This is a genomic window from Coprothermobacter platensis DSM 11748 (assembly GCF_000378005.1).
Taxonomy (GTDB): Bacteria; Coprothermobacterota; Coprothermobacteria; order Coprothermobacterales; family Coprothermobacteraceae; genus Coprothermobacter; species Coprothermobacter platensis.
This window is the reverse complement of record NZ_KB899040.1, coordinates 1,078,132-1,091,381: the sequence shown is the minus strand read 5'-3', so window position 1 is coordinate 1,091,381 and position 13,250 is coordinate 1,078,132. Positions and strand designations below refer to the sequence as shown.

Genomic DNA, 13,250 nt, shown 5'->3' with positions numbered 1-13,250 from the left:
CCCCTTCTTGGTATGTGTTTCATGTTCAATATTAATAATAAATGTTTTTGATATGAAATGTTTTCTTAACGATGAGTGGATGTATCAGAAGTGTCAATTTCTCTACGAAAAGACAAGTAGCGATCTTCCGCCATTGTTTGGGCGGTAAAGCGTATGGTATTCACTTCTTCCAGGTTTGAAAATAGTATGGAAACCACGTGTGGATCGAGAGCAGATTTTCTCATATTATCCAAAATTTCAAGAGCAACTTCTGATTCCAGCCCTTTTCTGTAAGGGCGATCTTCCATTATTGCGGTGAACACATCTGCTACCGCCATTATGCGTGAACCGAGGGGAAGATCTACAGCGGTCAGATGAAATGGGTAACCCGTGCCGTCCAATCGCTCATGATGTAAAGAAGCCCACGTATTTATGGTTTCAAAGCCGCTGATGTCTTGGAGCGTTCTATAGGTATAATAAACGTGGCTTTTCATAATGCGTTTTTCTGTGTCATCCAAATCGCCGGGTTTTTCCAATATGTCTCCGGGTACTGCCAACTTTCCTATGTCGTGAAGATATCCTGCCACCTGCATAAGCTGGCATTCCACAGCAGAAAACCCAGCCAAACGGGCTAAAGCACCAGCAGTGGCTGCCACTCCGCTGGAGTGGTGTGCTGTAAATGGACTTCTAAAGTCGATGATCTGAGCAAACAATTCTGCCAGTAGAAGCAGATCTTTCATGCTCAGCCATAAGTTCAACGGTTCCAGTTTCTCTTTTACAATGCGTCCGCAATAATTTGAAGACGCATCCAACCAGAAGTATTCTCGGTTGGACAAAGAAATGAATGCTTTTACAACACTTGGGTTAAACAGTGTTTCATTGTGGTCAAGAATTTGTTTTACGATTGAGTCCACCTGACCGAGGATTTCCTTTCTCTTGTCTATGGAAACAGCAATTCTATCTGCCAAGTGCAGTATATGGCTGCCCAAAGGAACAGGCATATTGTTATAAGAAGCACCTTTACCGTTGTCCCACGGTAAATGATGAAAGCGGATCATTGTTGCAGGGTATTCCAGCGGTTTGAACTTTCTAAGTAAGGCATAACCAATCGTTTCATGGTTATACGTGTTCTGTATTTCAAATGTTTTTTCGGAGAATTTTAAGCGGTCTTCCAATGAAAGGAAACCGATATCATGAAGTTCTCCAGCGAGTGCTATTTGACATTGTTCTTGGCTGGATAGTCCCATCTCTTCTGCAATTTTCATAGATATATAAGCAACTTGTTCTTGGTGAGAAGTAAGAGACGGACTCGCTAAATCCACGACTTCGGACAGGGAGGATACAGGTTCTATAAGCGCGATAATGCGTTCCCTATCAAAGTTCATTGTTTACCTTCTGGACAATAAAAACCACATGTAATTTTCATAGTGTTATTCTACTCTTAAGAAGGACTAAAATACAACAAACATTACAATACTATCGGATCATATCTTTTGGGATTAATCAGTGTTACCATCCCTTTGAATTGTTCAAAAAACTGGGGCTTTTCTGTGTGTATGGGTATGAGGTATTTTGGTTTGATGGTTTCTATCATTTCCTTAAGGCCATTCGCGTCAATGTGCCCACTGGCATGGAATGGGTCACGGTTATCAAAAGCTTCCGCCACTTGGCCCAACCTTCCATAAATTTCAAAGCCAAACAGGTTTATCCAATTTTTTATTTTTTCATGGTCAAGAGCCATTTCTTCATTAAAAGGTTCGCTTGATGAATATATGTAGCATCCATTATGCACATCGATGTCAAGTAAGTTAGCAAAATCGTAGTACGAAAAGCATAGAATATAATCTTCTGGCCTTGCATGGATTTGCTTGCTATTTACCATCTTTTCAGGACTAAGCAAAGAAATCACATGGGTTTCCCATCCGTCATTTCTGCTTTTCGGGCTTATATAAACTAATACACAGGGTTCATCCAGAGGATGAGGCACATCTTCAGTTGCATAATTTAAATACTCCAGTAAGAGGAAGTCTTTTGGTGTTAAAACAAGGTACTTGTTGGTTTCTTTTGCTATGCGCAGAAAAGAAAGCAATCGTTCCACGTTTCTGGCTCCAAAATCTGCGATGGTCAGACCAGCGTTATTTTTTACGGTGTTTAGAGAGCGTTCTTCAACTTGCTGTTCAGTGACAGGGTTAATCTCCTCTGGGTGGGTTCCTTCCGTTATGAGTGCAACAGGGTTGAGGGCTGCGGCTTCTTTGAAAAAGGCACGGGTAAGCGCTCCTTTTGTGCCGTGGAGTCTCAAATCCCCTGTGTACACAACCCAACCAGCCGATGTTTCAACAGCATAAGCCATGGCACCTGGAATAGAATGGTCCACAGGCCAAGAGCGTACATTGAATTCAGCAACAGAACATGTGTCTGAGCCGTACCACGGTGCAGAAGCCATATAGGACTTTTTAGTAAAACATGTGCTCCATACGTGTTCGGTGAAAGCATCTCTGTCTTGTGGAGATTGCATCAACAAAAAGGGACGAGCTCTTAATGATGCTGTTGAGGATGATTTTATGACACCGTTCTCTGTAGTTTCTTTGCCAGCCACTGCTACTAGCTCGGAATAAAGCTGCCTATTTGTGTCCTGCAAAGACTTCATTAGCGCTGCAGACACAGTGGACGCAACCATGGGCAAGTCTTCACTTAAGTACGGTATATAACCGATGTGGTCTAAGTGGGCGTGCGTTATAAGCAGGCCTCCTACGGGTTTTATTTTAGGTACTTCCATGGAAAAATCGAAATCTGGTGGAATTAAATCCTTTCTATAAAGATGAACGAACGGAGGCAAAAGACCCATCCGCAGTAAGTCATAAACACCGAAACGGTCACGCGGTTTTAAGAATTCATCAAAGAACTTGTTTTCTTCTCCGAAATTTTTACCAAAGTCGAGCAAAAGCGATCGCTCTTTAGTCGTATCTTCAATCAATATTTTATTTCCGCCGATGCATCCTACGCCATCCCAAAGGTAAATGGTAACCATGGCCGCGTCATGCTTTCACAGTAAAGGGCAAGCCATGTCCGGGATAAACAATCATGCCGGGGCTCAATATTTCATGAAGTCGTCTGAGGGAAGACTGCATTTGGTCTTCATCACCTCCAGGAAAATCTGTTCTACCATAAGAAAATTGAAACAACGTGTCACCAGTGAATATGAAACCATCACCGAGCAAACAAATACTACCAGACGAATGTCCTGGAGTATGAAGAACTTGCAGGGCTTCATCGCCAATGGAAACGTCGTCGCCCTCTGCTAACGCCAGGTCGGCGGTCAGGTTATCTAAAAAAGGAACGTCATTTTCATGAATTAAAAACGGCACATGGAAATGTTCTACAAGTGGTTTGACAGCACCTGTGTGGTCAAAGTGATAATGTGTGGCTATGATGCATTTTACTGTTCCACCTATTTGATCCAACTTTTGCAGTATTTTCTCCACATCTCCGCCTGGATCTATGACGGCAATCTCATCGTTGGCTTTGACTATATAGCAATTGCTCTTTAAATCTGTCACTGTTACTCTTGTTATTTCCATGTTTTTCACCTCTTTGCTCTTATTATATTAACTAATGTGCTCGGCGGGGACAAAAGGAGGTTTTGTAGACTATGGATATGGAAAACATTAGACATTTGAATGAAGATATCGTGGAGTTTAGAAGGGCTTTGCACCGCATTCCTGAAGTGGGTTTAGATTTACCAGAAACGAGAAACTATGTCAGTAACGTGCTTACAGCTATGAAACTGCATCCTGAACCATGTGGATACGGCATTACGTGTGATATGGGACATGGAGAAAGATGCTTAGCTATCAGAGCCGACATGGATGCCTTGCCCATACAAGAACTTACTGGTTTGAGTTTTGCTTCAACACATTCGGGGGCCATGCATGCTTGCGGGCATGACGTTCACACTGCTGTATTGCTCGGTGTAGCGAAATACTTTACTCAACATGACTTGAATTGCAAGATAAGGTTTCTTTTCCAACCAGGCGAAGAAGGATATTTCGGTGCGGTAAACATGATTGAAAATGGAGCATTGATAGGGGTGGATGCTGCTATAGGAGGGCATGTAGGTACCATTTTAGAGGGCGGCCCAACGGGAACGTTCATGCTTAAGAAAGGGCCTGCTTCCGCCGCTACCGATGATTTTAAGATAGTGTTCAGTGGAAAGGGGACCCATGGTTCTCAACCGCAAAATGGTAGGGATCCCTTTATGGCAGCGGCAAATTTCGTCATTGCTACACAAGTTTTAAAAGGAAGAGAAAGCGATCCGAACAACCCAAGTGTGATATCCATAGGTTCCATACACGGTGGGACAGCAAACAATATCATACCAAAAAGTGTGGAAATTACTGGTACTGTGAGAACAGTTAGCGACGAAGATAGGGAACACTTTTCAATTAGAATAAAAGAAATTGCTGATTTCTTAGCAAAGACTTACAATGTAGATGCAGATGTAACTTATCATTTTGGTTATATCCCCATGATAAATGATGATAAACTGACGGACTTAATGGGCACTGTTCTAAAGGCTAATTTAGGCGAAAGCAGCGTAGTGTTTACACAGAAAGCAAGTATGGGAGGAGAAGACATGGCGTATTTCTTAGAAAGAGTCCCGGGAACATTTTTCTTTTTTAATACAAATAACCCTGAGAAAGGCATAACGGCACCTAATCACAGTCCATACTTCAACGTCGATGAGGATATACTATGGATGATGGCAGCTGCCCACATTGCTTTTGCGGAAAGTTTTCCATCGGTAAACTTTAAATCATAATACAGAAAACGCACCAATTTTTCTACAGGCATTATACAATTAATTGTATGCTCAATTGACATAATGGAACACTATTCCTTTGCAGATGAGGTGATACAAGAATGCCTGTAGTGGTTTGGAAAGACGAATACTCGGTAGGAATAAAAGTTATAGATGATCAGCATAAAGAACTTTTCAACCGCGTTAATAAACTATTTGATGATGTCTCGCAGGGCAATACAAAAACCATATTAACAACAATGGATTTTTTAAGCAGCTATGTTGTTTACCATTTTGATGCAGAAGAGCAGCTCATGGCTAAGGCTAATTATCCTGAACTTGAAAACCATAGAAAAGAACATGAATGGTTTAAACACGAAGTTAGCGATTTGAGAGATTCCATATCCAAAGATGGTGTGGGAGTAACAACTACACTCAAGCTAAATAAGTTGTTGGTTGACTGGCTTATAAACCATGTAACGAAGACGGATATAAAGTTTGCTCCCTTTGTAAAACAAGTGGTCTCCTAAAAATCGTGAAAAAGTCATTACGTTTTGTCGTATCATATGTGTTAAGAAATGGTAAACCATATACTGTGTATGGAGAGGTGAAACTGCATGGCAGCCATCGTTTGGAAGGATGAATACTCAGTGGGCATAAAAATGGTTGATGATCAGCACAAAGAACTATTCGCTCGCATAAACAAACTCTTTGATGAAATTCAGAAGGGTAATAAGAATGAAGTTCTTCAGGTGCTTAATTTCCTAAATGACTACACTGTGTACCATTTCAACGCTGAACAAAACCTAATGGCGCAAGCCAAGTACCCCGATTTAGAAGAGCACATAAAGAAACATGAGTGGTTTAAAGGCCAGATCAAGGCGTTTCACGATGAAATAGATAATAAAGGCGTCGGCGTTACCGTTACCGTTAAGTTAAACAAGGTACTTGTAGACTGGCTTATAAACCATGTGACAAAGACCGATACGCAGTACGCTCCATATGTGAAGCAAGCTGGATTGGCATAGTAAGGAAGGAGTGTCAGTAATTAGAATGGGAACGGAACATGTGGAAACTGAAGTAACACTTACAAATCCTACGGGATTACACGCAAGACCTGCATCTCTGTTGGTGCAAACGGCGGCGAAGTTTAAGAGCAACATCACCCTGGAGAAAGATGGAAGAACGGCCAGCGCTAAAAGTATTATGGGAGTGCTCTCTTTGGGTGCAGACCAGGGCAGTAGGATAAAGATTACTGTGGAAGGTGAAGATGCAAAAGCTGCAATGCAAGCGCTTCTCGATTTAGTTAAAGATAATTTCGGGGAGAAGTAGATATGAACATAAAAGGTATACCAGGCGCTCCAGGCATCGGCATAGGTACTGCTTCTGTGCTGAACAAGGATTTAAACATTCCTCGGTTCGCATTCAAGAATGCAGAGGAAGAGCTAAATAGATTATCTGATGCACTGGAAGAAAGTAAAAAGCAGGTAACCTTGCTAAAAGAAAGGGCGCTAAAGAACAGCCATAAAGATGTGGCTGACATTATGGAAGCGCATTTGATGATGTTGGATGACCCAGAGTTTTTGGGAAAAGTAAAACAATCCATCCAAGAAGAAAAGCTTAATGCAGAATTTGCTGTCTGGTCCGTAGCTCAAGAATACATTGAGACCTTCGAAAAAATGACTGACGAGTATATAAAAGCGCGCGCCGCTGATTTAAAGGATGTGGCAGAGCGTATAATAAGGAATCTAACGGGTACGCTCGTCGATTTATCTGACTTGCCAGAAGGTACTATTTTAGTTGCACGGGATTTGGCACCTTCCGATACGGCGCAAATCGATAGAGACCATGTAGTGGGGTTGGTTACCGATGAAGGTGGACCCACATCTCATGTAGCTATTATGGCAAGATCCTTCCAAATTCCTGCAGTAGTTGGAACAAAGACGGCTACGCAGAATATTAAAAATGGTGACAAACTCGTTGTTGATGGGAGCGAAGGGATTGTTGAAATTAGCCCAGAAAAGCACGTTCTTGAAGCATATGAGAAAAAACTTTCTGGGTGGAAGCACGAGCAAGAAGAACTCTCTGAATTGATAACAGTTCCTGCTATAACTAAGGATGGTACAAAAGTCAAGTTAGAAGCCAATATCGGTAGACCGGAAGACGTCGAGACCGCGCTTAAATTTGGCGCTGAAGGTGTAGGTCTGTTCCGCACGGAGTTCCTTTTCATGGATCGTAGTAGCTTGCCCACAGAGGACGAGCAGTTTGAAGCTTATAGAAAAGCTTTGGAGGGAATGAAAGGCAAGACTGTTACGATTCGTACATTGGACGTCGGCGGAGACAAAGACTTGCCGTACCTGGGACTAGAAAGAGAAAATAATCCGTTTTTAGGATGGCGCGCAATCAGATACTGCTTAGACCGTAAGGATGTTTTTAAAACACAGCTCAGAGCCATACTCAGGGCCAGTGCTTACGGCAACGCCGCTATCATGTTCCCCATGATTAGCTCCGTGGAAGAAGTCATTGAGGCAAAGAAGGTTCTTAAAGAAGCTCAGGAAGAGCTTAAGAAAGAAAATGTCCCATTTGACGAACACATCAGTGTAGGTATCATGGTTGAGATTCCTTCTGCGGCAGTCGCTGCGGATTTGCTGGCTCCGGAAGTGGACTTTTTCAGTATTGGAACTAACGATCTAACGCAGTATACATTGGCCGTGGATAGAGATAATCAGAAAGTCAGAGATTATTACAACCCACTACATCCCGGTGTCTTGAGACTCATTAAGCGAGTCATAGAAGTTGGAGAGAGCACGGGGAAAGAAGTGGCCATGTGCGGCGAATTGGCAGGAGACGATAAAGCAACGGAAATACTTTTGGGACTGGGTTTGAGGGTGTTCAGTATGACCTCTTCGAGCATTCCCAGAGTGAAGAAAGTTGTCATTTCTTCTCAAAAAGAGCAATCTCAAAAAGTAGCTAAAGAAGCAGCCAGGCTTTAAGCCTGGCTGCTTCTTTTTTACCTCTTTATACCTTTAGTTTATATACATTCTATTGAATGTTGTACCATATTATCCCTATGTGCTGCATGATGTCTGTGTCTAACGTAGCTGGCAATACCCGTATGGAGTATTTCCAACAAGCGTTACCCCAGTATCGCAGGAATCCATCATTATAAACGAAGGTATACCGGTTTGGATTACCTGTATCTTGAATGTACTTGCGTAGTTCCACTGTTCGTACCTTTTCCAGTTCGGAGCCTTCTCTTCCCAAGAAGAGTTCTACTTTAACATCCTCTGGGGTAAGCGATCCGAGGTTCAATGTGACATGGATGCCTGTGTTTCCATCCATGGAAACATTTTCCACATTCACGTTAGGCCATGCTTCTATGAGATTGTGCTCCCATGCAACGTCGTGTTTGGCATTTTCGAAATCATTTTTGGAAAGTCTTTCAGCGTTTATGAACGCTTTTACGTATGTCTTTTCCATGTATTCCTTTACCATACGGTGCGTGCTGAACCGTGGAATAATACTCTTTATGCTCTCCAGCATCATGGCTAACCACTTTTTGTGGTTCTCATAGTATGTGGGTATTACTTGCATTTCTAAAATGTCGTACAAACTTTCAGCGTCACGTTTGTCATCAATCTCTGATTCAGTTTCCAAGGATTCATCACCAATAACCCAACCGTTTCTACCGTTGTAACCTTCAACCCACCAACCATCATATACGCTTAAATTCAAGACACCATTTACCGCAGCTTTCATTCCACTGGTGCCACTGGCTTCCTGTGGTCTACGGGGGGTATTTAACCAAACATCCACACCAGATACTAAGGCTCTTGCCAAAGAAATATCATAGTTTTCCAAGAAAAATACTTTACCAAGAAGCCCAGGTTCTTTACTCATATGTAGAACTTGGCTCAAGAATTCTTTTCCCGGACCATCATTTGGGTGAGCCTTACCTGCGAAAACTAAGTACACAGGTTTGCCTTCCATGTTGAGTAGTTTTTTGAGACGTTCTATATCTTGGAATAGAAGCACTGCTCTTTTATAGGTAGCAAAACGGCGTCCGAATCCGATAATAAGACTGTTTTCGTCGATTTCAGGTATGGGGTCATTTATACCCAAGCGTTCATTTCTCTGCTGAATTTTCTCTTTCATAAGTGCGATAAAGTTCCGTTTAGCTTTGAGGTGAGCTTCCCACAGGTCTGAATCGGAAACGCGCTCCACACCATACCACATACCTTCTAAGTCTGTATGTTCTCTCCACACGCGACTTAATGCTCTATCGTAAATGCGCGAAAACTCCGAGCAAACCCAAGTAAGAGTGTGCACGCCATTTGTTATGCCATCTATGGGTATCTCTTCCAACGTATAACCTTTCCATAAATTCCTGAACATCTGTTTGGATACACGGGAATGGAGCTGGCTCACACCATTTACATAAGCTGATGTGCGGATAGCTAAAACAGTCATGTTCAGCTCACCAGAATTATCATTTTCCTTACCCAAAGAAAGAAATGCATCTGCGGGCAACCCCTCAAAGAACTTTCTAAATCGAGAATAGAGAAAGTCTAAAGGAAATTTGTCGTGTCCTGCCGGGACAGGTGTATGTGTCGTAAATACTGTACTTTCTTTGACTACTTCCAGCGCTTCTTCAAAAGACAAGCCCTTTTGCATGTAATCCTTTATGCGTTCAAAGGCGGCAAAGGCCGGATGTCCTTCGTTTAAATGAACCAATCCTGGATCAATGCCCAGCGTTTTAAGGAGTCTTATTCCTCCTACACCAAGAAGTATCTCTTGTGCCACACGAATATCCATGCCTGGGTTATATAAGTAATCACATATAAGGCGGTATTGCTCAGGAGTTTCTGGTGTATCTGGGTCCAATAGAAACAGCTTGACGCGTCCCACATCGGCTTCAAAAACTTTTGCAACGATGATAGTGTCATCCAGAGGTATGTCTACTTTTACTTGCTCTCCTTCAGCGTTCAAAAGAGGGGTTATGGGCAAATCTTCCGGACTGTATTGTGGGAACAACTCCTTTTGGGTTAAATCTGCTCCCACTTCTTGTACAAAATAGCCATGTTTGTAAAGTAAACCTACAGCTAACAACGGAATACCCAGATCACTGGCAGATTTTAGGTGGTCTCCAGCTAAAATGCCAAGACCGCCAGAATATATAGGGAGCGCTTCGCTAATGCCATACTCCATGCACATATAAACAAATTTTGTATCCCAATTGGGATAATTTGCATTGAACCATGTATTTGTTTCTTTCATATAAGTATGGAATCGCTCTGTAATTAGCTCATAAAGTGAGAGAAAATCCTCATCTTTAGAAAGTTCATCAAGTCGATCTGCAGGAACTTCCATCAATAACTTCACTGGATTCTGGTAAGTTTTCCATAGCTGAGGATCTACTTTGCTCCAGAGTTTCATCGCTGAACGTGACCACGTGTGCCAGAAGTTGTATGCTATAGCAGCCAGATCTTTAAGATTTTCCGGCAACTTTTTCTCAATAGTTTCTTTGGTCGTCATCACTACGAGTTACCTCCTCATGTCCATATGCAAGTTTTCATCTCATAGCAAAAAATGAACAATAATTTATTAAGTAAATCTTACACCTGATATTAAGTCAACCATTTGTACATAACATTAATTTTACTTAATACCGTTAAGAATTAGTTTTTGGTTTTTCGAGTACGGCAACAAGCATTTTTACAAAATATTCTTTTGTCCAAGAAAAGTTGGCCAAAAATGACAGGCTATTGCGCAAAGGGACCTCTTTGTAGTAGATGACATTAAAAGGTGATTCGCGAATCCATGCGTTGAATTTTTTAATGGTCATCTTGTTTATATAGGAAATGTAAGGTTTGCCATGATTATCTGTGGAAAATCTCAAGTTTATCCGGTCTTGTGCGTCCGGAAGATCCTTTACTAAATCTTTATATACGTTTATAAGTGTTTGATCGCTGAAAAACACGTGAACCCATGGAACACCTATCACATCACTCAAGTGAGCACCATAGGGATGGTTGTAAGGGGGCGAGTTAACATACAATCTTCCCCCTTCTTTTAGCACTCGATAGCATTCACTGAGTACCGCTTCTGGCCTCGATGCATGTTCCATAAAATCATTCATAATAATCGTGTCAAACATGCTAGATTGGAAAGGCAATGACGTTGCATCAGCAACCACAAAGCGAAATTTATCAGAGACACTTTTTTCTGCAGCTAAATGTTCCGCTTGCATTTTATAATGTTCCACACGATCCACACCGTAAATGTTTTTTACCCCTTGGGTAGCATAAAACACGGTTTTCCCTGCTGCTCCACAACCTATATCCAAAACAGTTTTATCTTTAAAAAGTGTTTCCAGGTCTGTAAAATCGAGAAAGTACTTTAGTGTATCTAAACCTTTTTCAAATTCCCATTCAGCATATGTTTTTACGCCATTATTCTGTAAATTGAATGGGTGGATAGGGAGTGGAAAGACTTTATTGACAGTTTTTAATACAATTTCTCCGATTTTGCTCATAGCCGTTTTTTTGATTTTATCATCACAGTGAAAAGAAAAACGGTTTTATCTCCTAACATTATTTGTTGTATGAAAATGTGAACATAAACTCTATAATAAAGGCATGATGAAAAAGAGTAGAAAATTAAGAGCCATTATCACAAGTGTTGTGGTTTTTGTTACTGTTTTTGCATCATTTGTCGGTTGTCCTTTTAAAACATACGCTAACGTATCTTTTGAACTGCCAGAACGTAATTTCAATGTTGTTGTGAATGAAGATGGGTCAGCGGAAGTAAGAGAGACTGTTACTTGGCTTCTCAAAGACCCATTCAGGTTTGTTTCTTGGCAAGTAAGTTATCCTGAAGGCGTGACTTTGCAAAACTTTCAGTACAAAGTGCTTGAAGGGCCAAACACGAATCCTGTGCTTAATTATGGCAATATCACCAATGGCCTTTATGTAGAACTTTGGTTTTCTAATGGTAATAACCCTCTGAGTGTGCCAAAAGATGGTCAAGTGGTAACAGTTGTGTTTTCTTACCACTTAAAAGATATCGTTATGGAATGCATGGATTTTTCACAACTTTTCATCAAGTATATAGGATCAGATACAACAGTAAAGACAAATAAGCTTGAAGTTCAAGTAACATTCCCCAAATCATATGGCAAGCCTATAATCTATAACCATCCTTTAGGTCTGAAGTCTGAAACGCGGACATCCACTACTCCGGAAGGAGGATTCGTTTTTAACTCTGTTTTTCGTGATGTACCACCGAAAACCTATGTAGAAGGGCGTTTTGTTTTTCCGGGATTGCAATACATTGGCACGACATACAAGAACAACAGCCTAAGCTTGGCTGATATCGAGTCGATAGAGCAGAATTACACAAAAGCTTATATGGGGGCAAAAACTATGGGCGTTGTTTATCCTATAGTTCTTTTGGTTCTTTTCTTTGTGATTTATACCCTTTTTGGTAGGGAACGAAAGATAAACTATAGTGCTCCTTATGAGAGGGATTTCCCAAGTGAAGATATGCCTGAAGTAGTAAATGCCATTGTTATGCGGTCTTGTTCAAAGCCAGATCATAACGGTTTCTCTGCGGCTATTCTTGATATGGTTAAGAAAGGATACCTGGCGTTTAAAGAAGGTGAGAAAGATGTTCCGGTGTTGAAAGTTATCAAACCTGACCCCCAAAGGCCTGAGCTTAGTGATGCATTACATTTAATTGATAATGATGGCATTATTGACTTTGGCAAACTTGGCGATGTTTTCAAAGATAAGAATAAAGCTTCAGAATTTTGGAACTTGTTTACATTATGGCAAGAAAGGACAAGAAAGAAAGCTGTGGAGAGGCATTATTTAAGTTCTACTGGAAACTTCATTGCTAAATTGGTCGCTATCGTGGGTGGTTTAATTTTACCCGTCATAATATCCTTTGATTCCTCGGAAATAAGTTATCCTTTGATGGATGCACAAACAGTCCTATTTTTTGGTATGGGTATAAGTGCTGTAATGGGGATAATTGTGTTGTTCATGAAAAGCGAAGTCTTTTCCCATTGGTCAGAAGAAGGGCTACTTTATGTCCGAAAATGGTTGGCTCTTAGGAGATATCTAACTGACTTCACATTACTTTCCAAAAATCCACCACAAGGAATTGCCATATGGGATGATTACTTAGTATATGGGACCTCTTTGGGAGTAGCAAAAAAAGTCATTGAGAACATAGGCATGTTGTATCCAACGCCTCCTGCAACACCAGTGGTATCAGCCGTTTATGCGAGGCCATTCTTGATAAACAATATCTCTTCCATTCCCACATCTGCTGAAGTTGCTATAAGCAAGCAGAATACTTCGGGTATAGGAGGATTCGGCGCGGGCGGTGGCATAGGTGGAGGCGCTGGTGGCAGTTCCGTAGGTGCTGGTTAACAAAGCGTAATGTTCGCTCAATAGTAAAATGTGTT

The 13,250-nt window shown here is 41.3% G+C and carries 11 protein-coding genes; 6 read left to right on the top strand and 5 right to left on the bottom strand.

All coding sequences use genetic code 11. The features are described 5' to 3' along the window. Nucleotides 1–65: 65 nt before the first annotated feature. From D890_RS0105935 to D890_RS0105925, 3 genes are all read right to left on the bottom strand, one after another. Complete coding sequence (locus D890_RS0105935; protein ID WP_018963597.1) at nt 66–1,364, bottom strand: HD-GYP domain-containing protein; 1,299 nt, start codon at nt 1,362–1,364, stop codon at nt 66–68. Between the two features lie 83 nt (nt 1,365–1,447). Continuing rightward, nucleotides 1,448–3,007 carry an MBL fold metallo-hydrolase RNA specificity domain-containing protein gene (locus D890_RS0105930; RefSeq protein ID WP_018963596.1) on the bottom strand — a complete coding sequence of 520 codons (1,560 nt, stop codon included), beginning with the start codon at nt 3,005–3,007 and terminating at the stop codon, nt 1,448–1,450. Nucleotides 3,008–3,014: 7 nt separating this feature from the next. After that, nucleotides 3,015–3,557, bottom strand: coding sequence for an MBL fold metallo-hydrolase (locus D890_RS0105925; RefSeq protein WP_018963595.1), 543 nt, complete (start codon nt 3,555–3,557; stop codon nt 3,015–3,017). 71 nt (nt 3,558–3,628) lie between these two features. Here D890_RS0105925 and D890_RS0105920 point away from each other — a divergent pair, with 71 nt between their 5' ends. The 5 genes from D890_RS0105920 (at nt 3,629) to ptsP (ending at nt 7,770) form a co-directional block, all read left to right on the top strand. Then, nucleotides 3,629–4,798: a M20 metallopeptidase family protein gene (locus D890_RS0105920; RefSeq protein WP_018963594.1), complete on the top strand. Its 1,170-nt coding sequence runs from the start codon at nt 3,629–3,631 to the stop codon at nt 4,796–4,798. Between the two features lie 101 nt (nt 4,799–4,899). After that, complete coding sequence (locus D890_RS0105915; protein ID WP_018963593.1) at nt 4,900–5,307, top strand: bacteriohemerythrin; 408 nt, start codon at nt 4,900–4,902, stop codon at nt 5,305–5,307. Between the two features lie 87 nt (nt 5,308–5,394). Beyond that, nucleotides 5,395–5,805, top strand: coding sequence for a bacteriohemerythrin (locus D890_RS0105910; protein WP_018963592.1), 411 nt, complete (start codon nt 5,395–5,397; stop codon nt 5,803–5,805). Between the two features lie 25 nt (nt 5,806–5,830). Then, nucleotides 5,831–6,109, top strand: a complete 279-nt coding sequence (locus tag D890_RS0105905; RefSeq protein ID WP_018963591.1) for an HPr family phosphocarrier protein — start codon at nt 5,831–5,833, stop codon at nt 6,107–6,109. A 2-nt stretch (nt 6,110–6,111) separates the two neighbouring features. Then, nucleotides 6,112–7,770: a phosphoenolpyruvate--protein phosphotransferase gene (gene ptsP, locus D890_RS0105900; protein WP_018963590.1), complete on the top strand. Its 1,659-nt coding sequence runs from the start codon at nt 6,112–6,114 to the stop codon at nt 7,768–7,770. Between the two features lie 49 nt (nt 7,771–7,819). Here ptsP and glgP read toward each other — a convergent pair whose 3' ends face one another. Both glgP and D890_RS0105890 read right to left on the bottom strand, forming a co-directional pair. Continuing rightward, entirely contained in the window at nt 7,820–10,312 is a 2,493-nt protein-coding gene (gene glgP / locus D890_RS07620) for an alpha-glucan family phosphorylase (protein WP_018963589.1), read from the bottom strand. 136 nt (nt 10,313–10,448) lie between these two features. Further along, a complete protein-coding gene (locus D890_RS0105890) occupies nt 10,449–11,312 on the bottom strand; it encodes a class I SAM-dependent methyltransferase (RefSeq protein ID WP_018963588.1) in 864 nt (287 codons plus the stop codon). 103 nt (nt 11,313–11,415) lie between these two features. On the opposite strand from D890_RS0105890, the gene D890_RS0105885 reads away from it, so the two are divergent. Continuing rightward, nucleotides 11,416–13,215 (top strand): DUF2207 domain-containing protein, encoded by a 1,800-nt coding sequence (locus D890_RS0105885; protein WP_156802688.1) that lies wholly within the window; start codon nt 11,416–11,418, stop codon nt 13,213–13,215. Nucleotides 13,216–13,250: the final 35 nt, after the last annotated feature.